The sequence below is a fragment of the Winkia neuii subsp. neuii DSM 8576 genome (assembly GCF_000420405.1).
Lineage (GTDB): Bacteria > Actinomycetota > Actinomycetes > Actinomycetales > Actinomycetaceae > Winkia > Winkia neuii.
Genome location: NZ_ATUW01000002.1, coordinates 181,881 through 200,758 on the forward strand (window position 1 = coordinate 181,881; position 18,878 = coordinate 200,758).

Consider the following 18,878-nt stretch of genomic DNA (forward strand, 5'->3'; position numbering starts at 1 on the left):
TGAGAGAGATTAGCGGCGCGGCTTCGCCAACTTCGCAGAGACCCCCGGATGAATATCCGGACGACGCAAATACAAAGGCTCAGACGAAAAATCGGCCTGCCCGCCCTCGGCCACACTAGCCAAACGAGCCGCCGCAATACGCGCCAAAATAACGGGATCCAAAGCCCTCGCCAACTGTCCGGTAGGAGGCAACGCCTCAGGATAAAGCTCAGCCCCCGCTCCAACAATCACAGGATCATCCGCACGCACCCGATTAAAAAATGACTCAGCAGACCCCACTTCGGGACCCCACAAACACTTCACATCATCCGGGCCACAAGCCTGGTAAAGCCCCGCGTAAACTTCCTTACGCTTAGCATCGGTAGCCACCAACACTTTCCGATCACGTACCTGGTCAAGCGCCTGACGTGCCAACACGTCAAGACTACAAACGCCAAGCACGCGCGCACCCAGCACCTCACCAATTACACGCGCCGAAACCAACCCCGCACGCAACCCCGTAAACGGAGCCGGCCCCGTACCCACGGCAATAGCCTCAATACCAGCCTCAGCGAGCTCACCCCGAGCTCCCGAACGCACCACCTGCCGAATCAACCCGCCAAGAGCCTCAGCATGACGCCGCTGGTCCGAAATAACATCCTTGGCCAAAACCTCTACCGAATCAGAAATGTCGACCAGGGCAACACCCGCGCCAGCAGAAGTATCAATACACAAAAAACGCACGATGTAATCCTAAGCCTTCGCCTACTAGTTCTTACAACCTGCCTGCCCAGCCGAAGCCCCACCGACAACGGAAGAAACACCGGCCAACTGCCGCAAGTCAACACTCGCCCACCGCTTGCCGTAGCCCCTCAGCACCAACCTGCGCCTACCATCGTCCATCGCCGTCAAATCAACCACTCCGCCAGCGTCAATCTGCGCCTCGCCACCCGTAGGCCTAATAATGTCAACCTCCAAGCGATCCTCAGAGAGCCCCTCGGTCTTGCCCTTCCCCCACTCGACCACAGTGACAGATTCCGCCAACGACGACTCCAAATCCAACGTTGCTAAATCCTCGGCGCCCTCGATGCGGTAGGCGTCGGCATGAATCAACGGAACAGCCCCACTCTGGGGAGGATGCACCCGCGCCACAATGAAAGTAGGCGAGGAAATATTACCCTGCACCCCCATCCCCTTACCGATGCCTTGAGTAAAAGTGGTTTTCCCGGCGCCCAGCTCACCCGAAAGCATAACCAGGTCCCCAGGCCCCAACAGTTTGGCGAGGCGTTCACCTACCTGACGGGTCTCGTCGGGGTCAGCAACCTCAATCTGTAAACTATTCGTCACCATTTTGCCTACCTTTGTCTGATACCTCGACACGGGGCACACGTGGTCCAATTCGTGTCACGACTTCGTAATTTATAGTCTCACTCCAGCGGGCCCAGTCCTCGACGGCGGGTTCCCCGTCAGAGCCGTCACCAAAGAAAACTGCTACGTCCCCCACCCTCGCGGGAGCTTCTTCGCCCTCACCTAAATCCACCACCAGTTGGTCCATGCAAATGCGGCCAACAATCGGGGCATCGAACGCACCATTCGAAGTCTTGATGCGCACGTGGGCCCCCTTGCAATGGCGGGCAATGCCGTCGCCGTAGCCGAGTGGAACTACCCCCAACCAACGCTCTGACGGGGTCTGCCAGGTGCCGCCGTAGGAAACGGGGCGGCCCGCATCTACTTTTTTCACCACCGTGAGCCACGCCTGCAGTCGCATTACCGGCAGCAACTTAAGAGAAACACTCGATTGAAGTTCGTCGTTTGGGGACAGGCCGTAGACCGCGATTCCGTCCCTGACCATAGGAGTGCGTAATTCCGGGTGCCACAGCATACCCGCCGTTGCGCTCAGGTGGGACAGTTCGGGAGTGAGGCCAGCCCGTTTCGCTACGGCGAGGGCGGCGGCAAATTCCTCGCCGGCTTCCTTAGTCTGGGCGAGGCCAGCCGGGGTGTTTTCGTCGGCTCGGGAAAGGTGCGACCACACAGCCACGACCTTTATTTTGCCCTCAGCTTCCATTTTTGCGGCCACTTGGCAAAGATGGGGCCAACTCTTTGCGGTCGCGCCTGCTCGGGACATTCCCGTATCGATTTTTAAGTGTACGTTCACTACTTTTTGGGTTTGGGTGGCTGCCATTTCAATTCTGTCAAGCGCCCAAATATCCGATACAGAGAGGTCTAGCCCCGCGCGTACGGCCTCTTCGAGCGGTGAAGTTGGAAGAAAAATCCACGAAAAGATTCGCGGCCGCGGACCAACTATCTTCCGCAGCTCAAGCGCCTCCGAAAGTTGAGCAACGCCAAACCAGCGGGCTCCGCCCTCGAGCGCAGCTTTTGCACAAACCGCCAAACCGTGCCCGTAGGCATTCGCCTTCAAAATCACCATATGTTCGGAATCAGGCGCGGCTGCGTGCAACCTCTTTATGTTGGACGCGATAGCTGCGGTGTCAATATACGCTGCCCCGCCGTAGGAAGAACTTTGGTCCGAACTCATGACATCCATTCTGCCACCATCTAATGTTCTTTCCTGCACCGCCTATACCGGGTGGCAACATAGCCCAAGGTCATTACCGCTTTTCTGCTACGAAACACTAACACGCGCCCCCGCAATTTAGTGAACGTACACTTAAAACAGGTGGGAAAATAGTGAACGTACACCTTAGGGCAGGGGCGACTCAAGGGGAGACGGCGATTTAAGGGGCGAGGGCGAATTCAACCGCCCTCGGCACTGCCTCCACAATGTCGGAAGCCAAAATAGGCCTACCAACCTTTGCTGGGCGCCGCGCATACGGCTCCTCGGCGTCCAGCCCGGCCGCCAATCTTGCAGCCACCGAATGCACCCACGTGCCCGCCGCGGCCCCAGCAGCAATCTGCCCTGCCCCCAAAGCTGGCCCAGCAGCCTCCGCCTCGGCCTGCAACATAGCCAAAACCGTACCTACGATCCCCGCGAGCGCATCCCCCGCACCAGCAGTGGCCGTCCACCCCGGCGCCTCCGCCTGGGTAAAAGTATCGCCCTCGGGCCCACAAACAACAGTGACCGGCCCCTTCAACAACACTGTGGCCCCCGTCTTCTCAGCAAGCAAACCCGCCCACTTAGCCGGGCCCGCCTCGATGTCGGAACGCGCCACCCCTCCAGCAGACTGCTTAAAGCCGAGCCTCGTAGCCAATTGTGCCGCCTCCCCCGCATGCGGCGTCAACACCACATTCGGAGCGAACTTGCGCACGCGCCGCACAGGACGATTCCCCATAGACTCCGCCCGTTCAGGCAAACGCGCCAAGATGCGATCGATGATCGAAATACCTCCCGCATCGACAACCACAGGAAGACCACGCAAAATAGCTTTAGTGGCAGCCCTCACCATTTCGTCGACACGGCCCTCGTCCTGCAAATCGAGCCCAGGCCCCACAACCACAGCCTGCGACCGGCCCGCCCCTGGCACCGCCTCGGGCAAGACAGCAAACAAGGAGGGCGCAGCCACAGCTGGCACGTTCACTCGCACCATCCCAGCGCCGGCACGGGCGGCAGCTTTAGCACAAATTATGCCCGTAGCCGGGTACGCGTCTGAACCGGCAACGACTTCCACCACCCCACGCGTATATTTGTGGTCGGCCCTCCCCGGAACCTGCCACAAATCTGCAACGTCAGCTCGACCCAGCCGACATGCCGAAACCGGTGCCTCTATAGGACCCAGCTCAACCACCTCGACGCGGCCAAACGACAAACACGCCGGCGGCAGTAAAGACGGGTTCTTCATCCGCCCCATAGTCACAGTCACGTCCGCCGCAAGGTGCGGCCCAACTACTTTTCCGTCCTCGCCGCCCAGCCCTGAAGGAATGTCAATCGCTACCACTATCGGCTCATCCGGGCTGGAATCGCGTATCGAAATCAACAAACCCACAACCGTGGCCGCAACTGAACGCAGTGGCCCACGCCCTCCGGTACCCACGATCCCGTCGATCCATACGCCCGCCCTGTTCGCCGCCTTAGCAACCAGCGCGCGCAACTGGGCACGAGAAGTATGCGAGGCGACCTGCAGAATCTGCACCCCAGCTGCCTTCGCAGCTGCCAGAGCACGCTGGTGCACCTTCCGCGAAACCAACAGAGCCTGCACTTTCGCACCGGAATCTGCCAAATACTTAGCCGCGTAGAGGGCATCTCCCCCATTGTCGCCGCCGCCCACCAGCGCCAGCACAGTAGACCCATGCACGGTTGCACCAGCCAAAGTCAGCTGATCCGAAACAGCCGCAGCTACCCCGTCAGCTGCCTGCTTCATAAGCGCATCTGTAGGAGCAGACGCAACCAGCTCGCCCTCGGCACGTCGAACATCACTGGAGGCATAGGCACGTAGCATTATTCGACAGTCACCGACTTCGCCAAATTGCGCGGTTGGTCAACGTCAAGCCCGCGGGTCTTAGCAACCTCACAAGCCAAAATCTGCAACGGCACCACCGTCAGCAGCGGCAAGTACAAGGTGGGCGCCTGCGGAACGCGGAAAACGGCCTCAGCAAAATCGTCAACAGCGCTGTCGCCCTCCTCAGCAACGCAGAACACGCGCGCTCCCCTAGTGCGAACCTCCTGAATGTTAGACAACACCTTGCGGTGTAGCTCGGGCCTACGCGGCGTAGGCACAATGAAAACCACTGCGACCCCGTCCTCGACCAGGGCGATCGGACCATGCTTGAGCTCGCCCGCCGCGAAACCCTCCGCATGGATGTACGCGATCTCTTTCAGCTTGAGCGCGCCCTCCATCGCTACCGGGAAACCCACGTGGCGCCCCAAGAAATAAACAGATTCCTCGTTGGCGAGCGTGCGCGCCACCTGCCGTACAGTTTCGGCACCGTCGAGGACGGCCTGCACCTTAGCTGGAATCTTCGCCAGTTTCTCCATGTAATCTTCGATCTCGTCCACGTACTTGTTGCCGCGAACCTGGGCCAGAAACAACCCCAGCAGGTAGCAGGCCGAAAGCTGAGCGGTAAATGCCTTGGTAGACGCCACCGCAATCTCGCGCCCAGCGTGAGTCAGCAGCACCGCATCAGATTCACGCGAAATAGTGGAACCCGGAGTATTGACAATAGCCAAAACGCGGGCCCCCTGTTCGCGGGCATGCCTTATAGCCATGATGGTGTCCATCGTCTCCCCAGACTGTGAAATGGCCACCACCAGCGTCTTCTCGGTAACCACGGGATCGCGGTAAGAAAACTCGTGGGCCAGCTCCACCTCTACCGGAATACGGCACCAATGTTCAATCGCGTACCTTGCCACCTGCCCCGCATACGCTGCAGTGCCACACCCCACCACGATTATCTTGTCGATAGTGCGCAAAATTTCCGTGGGAATGCGCAGCTCGTCAAGTGCCAAATGCCCGGTTGAATCAAAACGGTCAGCCAACGTCGCAGAGATCGCCTTCGGCTGCTCTGCAATCTCCTTCTCCATGAAAGTAGGCCAGCCGTCCTTCTCGGCAGTTTCCGTCTCGAAATCGATCTTATAAGTAGACGGCTCAGTAGGCTTGCCCTCAACGTCTACAATCACCACCTCGGTGGCAGTGAGCAGAACCATCTCGTCCTGACCAACCTCGACTACCTGGTCGGTGTGCTCAGCAAAAGCCAACACGTCGGACCCAAGGAAGTTTTCGCCCTCGCCAATCCCGACTACGAGCGGCGAGGACCTGCGTGCAGCAACAATCACCTCAGGGCAATCCTGGTGCAAGCACAGCAGTGTGAATGTCCCCTCCAAACGGGCTGTAGTTTTGCGCATAGCACGCGCCAGACGAGCGAACGCCAACCTGTTTTCGGTCTGAGGAACCTCGGCGCCGCCCTCGGCAACCGCTACCGAATCATCCTGATCGGCCCGGTAGTAGTGCGCAAGAAGGTGGGCCACGACCTCGGTATCAGTGTCAGAAACAAACTCCACGCCAGCACGCGTGAGTTCCCCACGCAACGCATCCGCGTTCTCGATAATGCCGTTATGCACCAACGCCAATCGCCCCTGATCGGCAACGTGCGGGTGGGCGTTAGCAGTAGTCGGAATCCCGTGCGTAGCCCAACGCGTATGCCCAATCCCCGCAATGGCCTGATCCAATGGCTCCTTCTTGAGGAGCTCGCGCAGATTCGCCAACTTCCCCACAGACTTGCGCACTTGCAACAGCTGCGGGGCCGCAACCGCTATCCCGGCCGAATCGTAACCGCGGTACTCCAGACGCGCCAAACCGCCCATCACGACCTCGGCACTTCGGAAGCCAAGCTTACAACCAATATGTCCAACAATTCCGCACATGCCTAAATCAAACCACGGACCGGCGATATTTTCAGCAAACAAAACCTGAAAAGCCGCCCCAAAATAAGTGGAATACGCCATGAACTTTGCACAAACTGGCCTTTTTATAGCAATAATGGAGCGTGAACGCAGCAAAAAATAACCCGTGGGGAATGCCGGAAAGTTTTTTCGAGGGCGAAAACAGCCGGTCCACTTTTCGAGCTAAGGGCCCGCAAACTTCGGAGCGCAGCCCGTACCAGGAGTTCGATCGGCACAGTTGGGCTTCACTCGCCTCCGCCACGCCTTTGCCGCTTACAGAATCAGACATTCGGCGCCTTGCCGGGCTTGGCGATCCCATCGACATGCGGGAAGTCGACGCCATCTACAGGCCACTATCTGCGCTCTTGCAGTTGTACGTGAACGAGCAGCGTTCCCTCGCTAATTCGAGGGCGGGATTCTTGCGGGAACCGAGGGGGCGGACAACTCCTTTCGTTATTGGGATCGCAGGATCTGTTGCCGTCGGGAAATCCACAGTGGCGAGGCTTCTGACCGAACTGATGCGCCGTTGGCCGCAAACTCCCAAAGTGGAGCTGCTGGCTACCGACGGTTTTTTGAAGCCCAACGCGGAACTGGAGCGACTGGGAATAATGCACCGAAAGGGGTTCCCAGAATCCTACGACCGGCGGGCGCTGCTGCGCTTTTTGGCGGCGATCAAGTCTGGGGCACCACAGGTGTCAGCTCCAGTGTATTCGCACGTGACCTACGACATCGTGCCGAATGAGCGAAACGTTGTAGACCAACCTGACGTGCTTATCGTTGAGGGATTAAACGTGCTGCAGCCGCCGCTGCGTTCCTCTGAGGCGTCTACGGCGCTCGGGGTTTCAGATTTTTTCGACTTTTCAATCTATGTGGATGCGCGGCACGAGGACATTAAGAATTGGTACGTCGACCGATTCTTGCGCCTGCGCGAGACTGCTTTCACATCGCCAAAATCTTATTTCCGTTCATATGCCGGGCTAACCGACCAGGAGGCTGTGGCCACCGCTGAGCGCATATGGAACGACATCAACCTGGTCAATTTGATCGAAAACATTCGCCCCACCCGAGGTAGAGCAACACTGGTTATCACGAAGAATTCGGCCCACAGGGTGAACAGGTTGCGGCTGCGCAAGCTCTAAATTTTAAGTGTACGTTCACTGATTTTTTAAGTGTACGTTCACTGTTGTGGATGAGAGAAAACGAAAGTGGAGGCGCACCGTCTACCGGCACGCCCCCACTTTTACGCAGCAATTGAGCAAATTACAAAGCCAACTCCGCCTTGACAACTCCTGCCAGCTTCTGGCAAACCCGATCAGCAGTGTCCTGGGTAGCCGCCTCCACCATCACCCGAACAACCGGCTCAGTACCCGACGGACGCAACAGTACCCGCCCGGTCTCGCCCAACTCGCCCTCAGCCTGCGCAACCGCCTTAGCCACGCCCTCGTTAGCATTAGCTGCCGCCTTGTTAACCCCCGAAACGTTGATCAACGTCTGCGGTAGGCGCTTCACAAAAGACGTCAGCTCGGCAAGGGACTTACCCGTCTGCTTAACTCGCCTGGCAATCATCAACGAAGTCAACACCCCGTCGCCGGTAGTCGCATAGTCGGAAATGATTACGTGCCCGGACTGTTCGCCCCCAATCGCGAATCCGCCCTCGCGCATCTTCTGCAAAACGTAACGATCCCCCACCGCAGTTTGTACGGTGTCAATACCAGCTTCTTTCATTGCAAGCAGCAAACCCAGATTGGACATAACTGTAACAACCAAAGTGTTGCCAGCCAGCTTGCCCTCGTCCTTCAGCCCAACCGCGAGCATTCCCATAATCTTGTCGCCGTCAACCAAGTTGCCTTGCGAATCAACTGCCAAACACCGATCCGCATCCCCGTCGTAGGCGACCCCAAAATCACAGTGCTGGCTCACAACTGCAGCCTGCAGCGCCTCAGGGTGGGTAGAGCCACACTCGTAGTTGATATTGCGCCCATCGGGCGAAGCATTGATAACAACCGCGTCCGCACCCGCCTCGCGAAGTGCCTCGGGCCCCAGGAACGAAGCAGCCCCATTCGCACAATCGACAGCAATGCGCAGCCCCGACAAATCAGTTCCCACAGCCGACACGAGGTGATCGACGTACGAGCGATCCACCGCCTTGGATTCCTCTTCCACTTCACCGACGTCGCCACCGAGCGGCCGCTCCCATTCTTCGCCCAACATTGCCTCAATCTGATCTTCGACGTCGTCAGGCAGCTTAAACCCCCCGCGCGCAAAGAACTTAATTCCGTTGTCGGGCATGGGATTGTGTGAAGCCGAAATCATAACGCCGAGGTCGTAGTCCCCTTCGGCCGTCAAAAAGGCAACAGTTGGGGTGGTAACCACTCGGGCCCGATCCACGTCCATACCGGCTGAGGCCAGGCCAGCAGCAATTGCGTGGTCGAGAAACTCACCCGAGATCCTAGTGTCACGTCCAACAACCGCGCGGGGCTTCTGCCCACTCTTCGAATCGGCAGAAAATAGTCGGGCTGCAGCGATTCCCAGATTGGTAGCAAGCTCGGGAGTCAGCTTCTTATTTGCCAGGCCTCGCACGCCATCGGTGCCAAACAATCTAGGCATTTAGGTTCCTTCCAGGTAACAATAGTTCGCCCCAAGTCTACCGCGCTGACTAGGGTGCGCTGGCGAAACTGTTAGCTCCTGGACCACCACTCCGTCCCCGACCACCCACTCCAAAACACCGGCGATCAACATGCCAGGTGCACAGCCCCCCACCTGCGCAAAACCCCGACCGAAGCAGGACCGCCGGGCAGTGCCCGCGCCCCGCCGCCCGTACCGTTAAAACGAAAGGCCCGCCCCAAAGAGGGGCGGGCCTTCCAGAAGTAAAATCAGCGCTTGGAGTACTGAGGCGCCTTGCGGGCCTTCTTCAAACCAGCCTTCTTGCGCTCAGTTGCACGAGCATCGCGGGTCAGGAATCCTGCCTTCTTAAGAGCAGGACGGTTTGCATCGCGATCGATCTCGTTCAGCGCGCGGGCAACGCCAAGACGCAGGGCGCCAGCCTGCCCGGAAATGCCACCGCCGTTGATGCGGGCGATCACGTCGAAGCGACCAGCCAGATCAAGCAGAGTGAACGGATCGTTTACGAGCTGCTGGTGCAGCTTGTTCGGGAAGTAGTCTTCCAAAGAGCGGCCATTGATGGTCCACTTGCCCTCGCCTGGGATCAGGCGAACGCGAGCTACAGCAGACTTGCGGCGGCCCAAGCCCGAACCGGGAGCGGTCACAGACTGGCCGGCACCGGCAGCGGGGGCCTCGGTCTCGGAAGTGTATTCGGCTGGAGCGTTCTCCAGCTCTTCGTTTTCTTCTACAGTTGCAGTGTTCTCAGCCACGGTTTTCCTCAAACTTCTAAAGCCAGCGACCCGGTCACTGAGCGATCTTCTTGATCTCGACAGTTTCGGGCTGCTGAGCAGTGTGTGGGTGTTCAGAACCAACGAACACGCGCAGCTTCTTCATCTGGGCGCGACCAAGCTTGGTGTGGGGGACCATGCCCCGGACAGCCTTTTCTACCGCCTTTTCAGGGCTCTTCTCGAGCAGTTCGCGGTAGGAAACGGAGCGCAGCCCGCCCGGGTAACCCGAGTGGCGGTAAGCGCGCTTGGTGTCCAGCTTGCTGCCCGTCAGGACGACCTTGTCAGCGTTAATAACGATGACATAGTCTCCGGTGTCAATGTGGGGCGCGTAAGTCGGCTTATGCTTCCCACGGAGCAGGTTTGCGACAGTGGTCGCGAGTCGTCCAAGGACGACATTCTCGGCGTCAACGATGTACCACTTCTTGGTTACATCGGCAGCCTTAGGTGTATAGGTGCGCACGGCGTAGCCTTCGTTCGTCGTAGTTGATTGGTGCCCGGAGGCGACCAACTTCGGTCAAATGCTAATGGTTATTGCGTTCGGGCAGTGCGGGCGAGTGGGAAGCGCCTGCGTGCCTACGTAACGCACAACTAGATAATAGTAACTGGCCTGAGTGCTCGTTTCAAAGCGGTGTGGCTAATAACTCACTGCCAAACAGCGATGGCCGAGCGAGGCGGAAGTAACACGTGTCCGCTTAGTTGCGTGGCGCTCAGCAGGTCTGTTCCTACTATGCCAGCCAGCTCGGCGGCCTTGTCCGCGTGGTTTAGCACAAACAATACCTTGCCACGTTTTACCGCTTCGACGCCCGCGGGGGCATCCGGTAAAGTGGGCCTGATTCTGGCGTGGGCACCCACGAGGGCGAGGACTGCCGCCCTCCCCGCAAAGTCTAGGTCCGTTCCCACATACCAGGCCTGCCCTTTACCCACCTTGCGTTTGCAGATCGCAGCCTGACCATTCAGGTCGGAAGCAATCCCGTCGGTGAAGAATGCAATAGCCTCGGCATCATCTACGCGAATCGCATCGGCGCGGGTCCTTCCACGTAGTGCAGGTCGCACCTCACACAGGCTGTCCAAGGCCCGTTCGAGGGCGGGGTCCACTGTTTCCAGCCCTACGTACCGTTTGGAAGCGGGCGCACCTATAGCCGCGGTTATTCGGCAAACACGTGGATCCGGCCCTCCCGCGGGGCTGCCGGGAGGGGTGGAACCGCCCAAGTGCTCGTCTTCGCCCTCGGTAACTACGTCTGCTTCGGCAGCGTTGCTCCCGTAGAGGGTGCCTTCAACGTTTACGCCAAACAGCGACGTTAGCTCCCCCAGATACCCCCCTTGGGTGGCCTTTCCGGCAGGGGTGAAGCGGCCCGTACCCGTGGTGGCAATCAGCTGCCCCCCGCCGGCAACAAATTTTTCTAGTTTCTTTGCCAGCTCTTTGTCGGGAGCAGCCATGTCGGCCACAATCGTCATTCGGTAACCGCTCAGGTCAGCGTCAGAGCCAACGACGTCGGCAGTGATACCTGCCTCGAATAGACTGCGGTGCCAGGCCCTAGCCTGCCCCAGCCACGAATGCGGAACCGGGCCTATAGCAGTGGAGCGAATAATTTCGCTCTGCCAGTCAACCAGGATGGCCACGTCCGCTTTTACCGGCGTGCCCGCTACGGGCGACAGATTGGCCAACTGCTTGCCAAGGGCGACCATTTCCTTCCAGTGCGGATTCTCCGTACCAACATGGGGCACCATTGCGCCGTGCCAGGTTTCGGCACCGGCAACGCTTTGCCGCCATTGGAAACAGAGAGCCCCGTCAGCTCCGCGCGCAATTTGCGCCAGCGACCATAGCGCCCACTGCCCCGGCCTCTTAGTAGCATTGGCGGCACGCCACTGGACGGCGCCAGGAGCCTGCTCCATAGTCAGCCACGATTTGCCCTTGTAGCCGCGTTGCATATCCGCCGACCAAGCCAGTTCGGCGGCTGCAGCCGGATCCGCCGGATCCGGGTATTCGTCATTCGAGACGACGTCGACCTCGCGCGCCCACTGGCGGTAGTCCAACGGCGGGAAGTAACCCATAAAGTTAGTGGTTACAGGCACCTGCGGGGCAATCTCGTTCAGCTGCGCTTTCTCGAGCCGGTATAAGCCCAGTAACTGGTCGTTGTTAAAACGACGCCAATCGGCAAGCTGGGCGGGGTTGGGGAAAGTGGGCATCTGAGCAGGCGGATCAATCTGCTCCCAGCTGCGCCTGCGCTGGGACCAAAAAGCGGTCCCCCAGGCGTCGTTTAGCGCCTGCAGAGACCCATATTTGCGCTGCAGCCAACTCCGAAATTCCTGCCCGCACCGATCGCAGAAACACTCGTTTATGTGGCAACCGTACTCGTTATTTATATGGAAAAGGGCTACCCCTTCGTGGTGGCCAAAACGTCTTCCAACCTCCCGCGAAAGGCGCACCACGCCCTCGCGGTAGGCAGGCGAGGAAAGACAATAGCCCTGCCGCGAGCCAAACCCTAAACGCACCCCCGCCTTAGTTACGGGCAGCGAGTCAGGGTACTTCTTAGCCATCCACGCTGGCGGGGAAGCCGTACCCGTCGCCAAATCAACTGCAATACCGGCGTCGACCAAAGAATCTATGCGTTCGCCTAAACGCGAAAAACCGTCCTCGTCCCAGACCCCTTCGTCGGCTTCCAGCTCACCCCAGGCAAACACGTTGAGCGTCACCATATTTACGCCCGCCTGCTTCATGAGCGGAATGTCCTGCGCAAGTGTTTCACGATCCCACTGTTCCGGGTTGTAGTCGCCGCCGTAGTAGATGGCACTAGTCTTCCAAGGCATTTCCCATTCCTTCCGTGCTCTGGGATTGAAATTCTCTCTAGCGAGGGCCTAAAACCACCAGGGTGTTGTCAATCAGCCGAGTCCTTCCCACGCGCGCCGCAACCATAAGCGTGGCGGTAATTTTTTGGCCCTCTTGCACTTCTTCCATGGTATTCGGATCGACTAGAGCTACGTATTCAGTTTGCACTCCCGAAGCATTTTCCAAAACCGAAGTTGCCGCCTCCAACACGTGCGCAGCCGACCCCGTAGCGGCAGCCACCTGTAACCCGGCAGTGAGCGCCCTACTAAGAGCCGTAGCCTCCTCGCGCTCTGGCTTGCTCAGATACACGTTTCGCGACGAACAGGCAAGTCCGCTCGCCTCCCGCCGGGTCGGAACGGCCTCAATTTGGATCGGATAGTCCAAATCGCGCACCAGCTGCCTCACAACCGCCAGCTGCTGAGCATCTTTTTGCCCAAAATAGGCTCGCTCAGGGCGCACCAGATTGAACATCTTAGAGACGATCTGCGCCACCCCAGCAAAATGTGTGGGGCGGGCTGCGCCCTCGTACCGTGCCCCCACGGGCCCCACCTGGAAAGTGATCTGCGGCTGACCGGTGGGATACATGGTTTCGGGCGAGGGCGCAAACACCACGTCCACCCCCTGGCGCGAAAGCAAAGCAACATCTTGGTCGAGATTGCGCGGGTAAGTGCCGTAATCCTCGCCAGGGGCGAACTGCAGCGGATTCACAAAAACCGAAACCACTACCACGTCGTTGGCTTTGCGCGCAGCCCGGACCAGGTCGAGGTGGCCTTCGTGCAGAGCCCCCATAGTCATTACCAACCCGATTTTGCCCTGCTGCTCTTGGAGCGCCTGACGCAGCTCCATTGACGTGTAGACGAGCTGAGGATCCATCTTCGCCTTTCCCTAGTTAGCGCGAATTGCACTTTGTTCAGATAGCAGCTTATACGTTTCGGCGATGCCCCCCATATTTGGCGCAAGCTCCACATTGTCGGGATCCATTTGCAGCGCGAGGGCGGCACTTTCGGCCTTATTGATCGCTTCGAGCGCCTCCGAGGCCGCGATACGCTGAGAGGACGGTGCCTCGGAAAGGCAATCCAAGATCGCCTCGGGATTTTCGATTCCCCCTGCCGCCAACAACGCCTTTGCCTGCGCGAGTACAGTCCTCACGTGTGTTCCAGCATGGGTTAGGGCTGCAGCTACCAGCGGGCGGTCGGCCTCGCCAACTGGAATGGGATTGCCACCAAGTTCAACCGCCAGTGCCTGAGCGATAGGCAGCAAAGGCGCGGGGGCGGAAACAATTATGGGACGGTCTTGCAGCCGGGACAGGTCAATAGAAGTGCCGGTGAGCGAGACGACCGGGTGTATTGCAAGGGGAAGGGCTCCGGCCGGGGCGGCGCTGGAGAGTGCGCTCAGGCCCGCCATACCCGCGTGCACTATAAGTTGCCCGGTTTTTAATACTCCGAGGTCGGCTAGACCGGTGCACACTTGGCCAATGAGTTCGTCGGGCACAGTCAGCAGCACCAGATCGGCCGTGGGGACCAGTTTGTCGGCGTCGAGGACGGGCACCCCCGGCAACATTGCCTCAACCCGGTCCATGTCGGAGGCGGGGGTAACCCCTACGATTTGGTGGCCGCTTGCGCGCAGCGCTGAGGCGAGCACGCAGCCCGCCTTGCCTGCCCCAACGACTGCCACGCGCAGACGGGATTGGGCTGTGTTCATGCGGACGCCTTCGCCATTCGGGCCTGCCAGTCGGCCATTGGTTCCTCGCCGCGGCGAAGACGGGCGAGCTCAGCCTGCTGCAAGACGGCCTCGGCGAGCACCCGCTGGTTTAGGTGCTTGACCTTTCCGATGCCCATGGCATTGGGAACCACGTCCAGATTCATGTTGCCTACCTTCAAGCGCCGTTCGAGCGGGCCCTGTTCGGCGGTGACTGACTGAGCATGTTCGTGCGGGATTATGTCTAGATGGCGAGTGATTCGCCCGTCGCGCACCACCACCACCGTATCGGTGATGAACACAGATTTGCGATTGTAGGTGAGCGGGTCCAACAGGCGTACCTTGCGTCCCACCGGGGTAAAATATTTGCCTTCGCCGCTGCCAGTTAAGGCTTCTTCTAAAAATTCGTCTGGATTTTCTACCCCCAGGTCGCGTACTACCAGCCAGAGGGCGCGCAGTGCCTGGTCACGTGTGCCGGTGGGCAAAAGAGTGACTTCACCTTTACCTCCGTTGCCGGTGGAATCTTCTGACGACTTCGCCGACAATCCCACCCCGGCCTGCAGAGCCGAGACACGCCACCAGTCCTTAGAACGCCATAGCAAAGGTTGGCGCAGCCGAACTGCATGAATTCGCCCTGGTGGAATGGTCTGGGACACCTGTTTAGTTAGACCGCGGGTAATGCGGATGCCCGAGTGGGTTACTGAGGCAGCAAACCCATACTCCGAATTAACTCGAGTCCAGATTACAGACCCCACTGCCGCAACCGCTGCAACGAGGCTGATAATCGCGCCAACGCCTCCGAGTGCAACCGCTAGTTCCCCCGATCCAAAAATGGAGGCGCCAACTACGGCGGCAACCAGGGCTGCTATCACTACCAGGGCGGCAACAATATTTCCTATTGACCGGACTAGGCCTCCCAAAAATATTGGCAAGTCCAGTTCGTAAAGTTTCCACGGCTGGAAGTTCGGGCCCGAATATGCTTTCCCGAGTATGCCTGAATGGGCCACGCCGGAATCTTCTACCTCCTGCACCCGGCTTGGGGCTTCGTCCTCGTTGGGGCGGGCGGCATCTTCTTGGTGGAGAATTTCGCGGCGTACGTCCTCGGCCTCGCCCACTGCCAAATATTTTATTTTTACGTGGGAGTCGGCACCTCCGGCAGTTTCGACGTTGAGTTCAGCCAGTCCCAGAACGCGCGCTAGCAGAGGGCGAGAGATGTCAACCGATTGGATGCGGTCGAGTGGGGCGCGCCTGTGAGCTTTGAAGAATATGCCGTGGCGGAAATGGACCGCTTTAGTTGTTATGGCGAAGTAAGTGTTGCGCCACTGCCAGAACATTAGGCCCCCGATGAGGGCAAAAACCACCACTATGGCCCCTAGCGTTACTGCGGTTGCCCCCAATGCTGAAAAACGGTGGGAGATAGTTCCAGCTAATTCCGATAGCTGTTTGACATTGTTGAGGGCGAAAACACCCACGAGGGCGCCTAGGGCTGCGCCGCTGTTCAGTAGTGGCGAAAGTTTGTGCACGCGCCGCCATTGGTCTTCACGTACTTCGTTTGCCGAGCTTTGGGGGGCGGTTTGTGTGGTTTGTTGGGGTGTCATAGTCCTGCCATCTCTGCGTTGCCGAGGGCGGACAGGCGGTCGCGCAGGAGGTTTGCGTCCTCTTTGGGTAGGCCTGGGATGTCGGCGTCGGTGGTAGCGGAGGCGGTGTGGAGTTCAACCGAGGCGATACCCATCCACCGGTCCAGGGGGCCTTCTTTTACGTCTACGAATTGCATGCGCCCGTAGGGGACGGCGCACAAGGATTTGAACATGATGCCGCGGCGGATTAGGAGTTCTTCGTTGGTTACTGCCCAACCGATTGCGCGGACTTGGCGGGGGATGAGCCAGGTTAGCCAGATTCCGAAGGCAATTACGGCTGCTACGACGATCCAGGCGACGATGCTTTTGGTGATTACCGCGGTGACGATTGCGGCTATTAGAGCTATTGCTGGGACGATTAGGGCGCCGGCGAGGCGGGCTTTCCAAAGTCTCATTGACACGGGGCGAAATTGCGCGCCGGGCGGGTTGAAGGGGTCGCCGGCAGGTTGCCCTTCCGCTCGTGTGGGTTGTTTGATGCTATTTTGTTCTGTCTGGCTCATGTGTCCAGTATTGGCGACGTGGCGGGCCCCTGCAAGTCTCTGCCACCCCCGTTTTTTAAGTGTACGTTCACTATTTCCCCCGCCAATCCCAACCACTACTTTTAAGTGTACGTTCACTAATTTGAGGAGGGGGCGGGGCCTTCACCTGCACAAACGTACTTGCCCTCCCCCAGCGAACACAGAGCTAGAAAACGCGCCAGCATCCAACTATCCACCCAGGAAGCATCCAGCAACCATTCAGGTGCTTAGGTAAAATCTAAGCATGGACAAAAACCAGTCGGAAGCGAAACTGCTCGTTGTAGACGACGAACCGAACATCCGCGACCTACTAGCCTCCTCGCTCAGATTCGCGGGTTTCGACGTAGAAGTTGCCGAGGACGGCGCCACCGGCCTGCGTGCCGCAAAGAACTACCGCCCCGACCTAATAGTCCTAGACGTGATGATGCCCGACATGGATGGCTTCGCCGTAACCCGGCAGCTGCGCGAAGCGGGGCTCCAAATGCCCGTCCTCTTCCTGACCGCTCGCGACGACATGCAAGACAAGATTCAAGGCCTGACCGTAGGCGGAGACGACTACGTTACAAAACCATTCGGCCTCGAGGAAGTTGTCGCCCGAATACGTGCCATTTTGCGCCGCACCAAACCGGCCTCCCCCGAGGAATCCACCATGCGCGTCGGCGACATTTCCCTTGACGAGGACGCCCACGAAGTTCACCGCGCAGGCACCCTCGTAGACCTATCCCCCACAGAATTTAAACTACTGCGCTACCTTATGCTCAACGAAGGCCGCGTGGTATCAAAAATGCAGATCCTGGATCACGTGTGGGAATACGATTGGGACGGGGAGGCCGCGATCGTTGAATCCTACATTTCCTACCTCCGCCGCAAGCTCGACGTGCCCGGTTCGAGCGGCGAAATAATCCACACTCGACGCGGCGTCGGCTACATCATGCGTGAAGAATGATTAGCTCGCACACGCGGAGGCCCAAAAAGGAAGAAGCGGACGTCGCCCTCCTTCGAAATCTGCGACTGCGTTGGCATTCGACACCGCTTACTTTCCGCCTAGTAACGGTTACTACCTCGCTAATTACCGTTGGGTTGGTACTTGCTGGTGCCTCGATGCTTGGTATCTTGCAGTCCCATTTGGTCGGTCAAGTCGACCATGAGCTGATTTCTACTGCACAACGCCAGCTTGCCTCGTTTTCGCCCTCGCTCGAGGTAAAAACCAACCCCGAGTTGCCCTCCCACTACTACGTGCGAATGCAATTTGGAGTGGACAAAAAGCGCACTATTATCACTCCTGCAACGCGGGAGCAGTTCGGCGAACCGCAGCCGGGCCAGCTACTGACGTTTAACCAGCTTTCCAGTTCGCAAATGACGCAGCCGATCACGGTCCCTTCTTCGAAGATCGGCGTTTCCTGGAGGGCGGTCGCTGTCCCTATTTACCGCGATTCCGCGCCGGTGGGGGTAGCGACAGTAGCCCTTCCCCTGGCAGGAGTTTCGCAGACAATTTACCGCACTTCGCTGTACCTGTTTTTCTCGTCGCTGCTCATCGTGATGGCGGGGGCCGGCGCGGCCTACTATCTAGTGCGTCGTTCGTTGCGCCCGCTGCGTGAAATTGAATCTGTGGCGGGCAAAATTGCAGCTGGGGACATGACCCAGCGCGTGGAGAACGAACCTCCTAGCACCGAAATTGGTTCGCTTTCGCAGTCGCTAAACCAGATGCTCACCCATCTGGAGGATTCTTTCTCAGCCCGTGCCGCTTCCGAAAAGAAGATGCACCAGTTCGTTTCTGACGCTTCACATGAGCTGCGCACCCCCCTGGCGGCCATTCGCGGGTATGGGGAGCTGTACCGCATGGGCGGGGTTCCCAGCGAAGGGGTTAGCGACGTGATAGGGCGCATTGAGTCTGAGGCCTCCCGCATGAGCGAGCTGGTGGAGGATCTGCTCAAATTGGCGCGTTTGGACGAGGGGCGCAAGCTCAAGCTCGAGGACGTAGATTTGGTGCAGTTACTCGAGCATGCTTCTGCCGATTTGAAGGCGTTGGATCGGAAGAGGGCGACTTCTATCGTTTCTTTGACGTCGCCGGATCGGCCCGGGGAGGTTTGGGCGCACGTTGATCGCAACCAAATTTCGCAGGTTTTAACCAACCTAGTTGGAAATGTGACACGATACACTCCTGTGGGTTCGCCGGTAGAATTTGCTGTGGGAACCCGCGGGGGCATGGCAATTTTGGAGGTTCGCGATCACGGCCCGGGTATTGCGAAGGCCGAGAGGGCCAACGTGTTTAAGCGTTTTTACCGCTCGGATACTTCGCGTACGCGCAATACTGGGGGTTCTGGTTTGGGGCTGGCGATTGTTAGCGCGATTGCGAAAGCGCACGAGGGCAGCGCCGAGTTGCGCACTACTGAGGGCGGCGGTTTGACGGTTAGGCTGTACTTACCTACCCGCTAATTAAAGCAATATTCACCACTCCGGAGGCTAATAGTTGGGATATTTTGCGTTTTGGGGCAT

16 protein-coding genes are annotated in these 18,878 nt (G+C 58.6%); 3 read left to right on the forward strand and 13 right to left on the reverse strand.

Going from position 1 to position 18,878, the window contains the following annotated elements:
* Nucleotides 1–9: 9 nt before the first annotated feature.
* The 5 genes from tsaB to glmS all read right to left on the reverse strand — a co-directional run bounded on the left by tsaB (nt 10) and on the right by glmS (nt 6,295).
* Nucleotides 10–723 carry a tRNA (adenosine(37)-N6)-threonylcarbamoyltransferase complex dimerization subunit type 1 TsaB gene (tsaB, locus tag G437_RS0102565; protein WP_024331036.1) on the reverse strand — a complete coding sequence of 238 codons (714 nt, stop codon included), beginning with the start codon at nt 721–723 and terminating at the stop codon, nt 10–12.
* Nucleotides 724–747: 24 nt separating this feature from the next.
* Nucleotides 748–1,329, reverse strand: a complete 582-nt coding sequence (gene tsaE, locus G437_RS0102570) for a tRNA (adenosine(37)-N6)-threonylcarbamoyltransferase complex ATPase subunit type 1 TsaE (protein WP_029769192.1) — start codon at nt 1,327–1,329, stop codon at nt 748–750.
* Nucleotides 1,316–2,515, reverse strand: coding sequence for an alanine racemase (gene alr / locus G437_RS0102575; RefSeq protein WP_081638892.1), 1,200 nt, complete (start codon nt 2,513–2,515; stop codon nt 1,316–1,318). The genes tsaE and alr overlap by 14 nt, the downstream gene beginning before the upstream one ends.
* 199 nt (nt 2,516–2,714) lie before the next feature.
* Entirely contained in the window at nt 2,715–4,373 is a 1,659-nt protein-coding gene (locus tag G437_RS0102580) for a bifunctional ADP-dependent NAD(P)H-hydrate dehydratase/NAD(P)H-hydrate epimerase (protein WP_024331039.1), read from the reverse strand.
* Complete coding sequence (gene glmS, locus G437_RS0102585; protein WP_024331040.1) at nt 4,373–6,295, reverse strand: glutamine--fructose-6-phosphate transaminase (isomerizing); 1,923 nt, start codon at nt 6,293–6,295, stop codon at nt 4,373–4,375. The genes G437_RS0102580 and glmS overlap by 1 nt, the downstream gene beginning before the upstream one ends.
* A gap of 152 nt (nt 6,296–6,447) precedes the next feature.
* Between glmS and coaA the strand changes: the two genes are divergently transcribed.
* Complete coding sequence (coaA, locus tag G437_RS0102590; protein WP_081638893.1) at nt 6,448–7,452, forward strand: type I pantothenate kinase; 1,005 nt, start codon at nt 6,448–6,450, stop codon at nt 7,450–7,452.
* Between the two features lie 121 nt (nt 7,453–7,573).
* Here the strand turns inward: coaA and glmM are convergent, their stop codons facing one another.
* From glmM to G437_RS0102630, 8 genes are all read right to left on the reverse strand, one after another.
* Nucleotides 7,574–8,920 carry a phosphoglucosamine mutase gene (gene glmM, locus G437_RS0102595; RefSeq protein WP_024331042.1) on the reverse strand — a complete coding sequence of 449 codons (1,347 nt, stop codon included), beginning with the start codon at nt 8,918–8,920 and terminating at the stop codon, nt 7,574–7,576.
* Nucleotides 8,921–9,186: 266 nt separating this feature from the next.
* Nucleotides 9,187–9,684, reverse strand: a complete 498-nt coding sequence (gene rpsI, locus G437_RS0102600; protein ID WP_024331043.1) for a 30S ribosomal protein S9 — start codon at nt 9,682–9,684, stop codon at nt 9,187–9,189.
* A gap of 34 nt (nt 9,685–9,718) precedes the next feature.
* Complete coding sequence (gene rplM, locus G437_RS0102605) at nt 9,719–10,162, reverse strand: 50S ribosomal protein L13 (RefSeq protein ID WP_024331044.1); 444 nt, start codon at nt 10,160–10,162, stop codon at nt 9,719–9,721.
* A 182-nt stretch (nt 10,163–10,344) separates the two neighbouring features.
* Nucleotides 10,345–12,510, reverse strand: a complete 2,166-nt coding sequence (locus G437_RS0102610) for a beta-galactosidase (RefSeq protein WP_024331045.1) — start codon at nt 12,508–12,510, stop codon at nt 10,345–10,347.
* Between the two features lie 37 nt (nt 12,511–12,547).
* The gene (gene panC, locus G437_RS0102615; protein WP_024331046.1) at nt 12,548–13,402 is read right to left on the reverse strand and encodes a pantoate--beta-alanine ligase; all 855 of its coding nucleotides are present in this window, start codon (nt 13,400–13,402) and stop codon (nt 12,548–12,550) included.
* A gap of 12 nt (nt 13,403–13,414) precedes the next feature.
* A complete protein-coding gene (locus tag G437_RS10475; RefSeq protein ID WP_024331047.1) occupies nt 13,415–14,230 on the reverse strand; it encodes a DUF2520 domain-containing protein in 816 nt (271 codons plus the stop codon).
* The gene (locus G437_RS0102625; protein WP_024331048.1) at nt 14,227–15,825 is read right to left on the reverse strand and encodes a PH domain-containing protein; all 1,599 of its coding nucleotides are present in this window, start codon (nt 15,823–15,825) and stop codon (nt 14,227–14,229) included. The genes G437_RS10475 and G437_RS0102625 overlap by 4 nt, the downstream gene beginning before the upstream one ends.
* Complete coding sequence (locus tag G437_RS0102630) at nt 15,822–16,364, reverse strand: PH domain-containing protein (RefSeq protein ID WP_024331049.1); 543 nt, start codon at nt 16,362–16,364, stop codon at nt 15,822–15,824. The genes G437_RS0102625 and G437_RS0102630 overlap by 4 nt, the downstream gene beginning before the upstream one ends.
* A 262-nt stretch (nt 16,365–16,626) precedes the next feature.
* Here G437_RS0102630 and G437_RS0102635 point away from each other — a divergent pair, with 262 nt between their 5' ends.
* The gene (locus G437_RS0102635) at nt 16,627–17,328 is read left to right on the forward strand and encodes a response regulator transcription factor (protein WP_024331050.1); all 702 of its coding nucleotides are present in this window, start codon (nt 16,627–16,629) and stop codon (nt 17,326–17,328) included.
* The gene (locus tag G437_RS0102640; protein ID WP_024331051.1) at nt 17,325–18,818 is read left to right on the forward strand and encodes a sensor histidine kinase; all 1,494 of its coding nucleotides are present in this window, start codon (nt 17,325–17,327) and stop codon (nt 18,816–18,818) included. The genes G437_RS0102635 and G437_RS0102640 overlap by 4 nt, the downstream gene beginning before the upstream one ends.
* Nucleotides 18,819–18,878 lie beyond the last annotated feature (60 nt).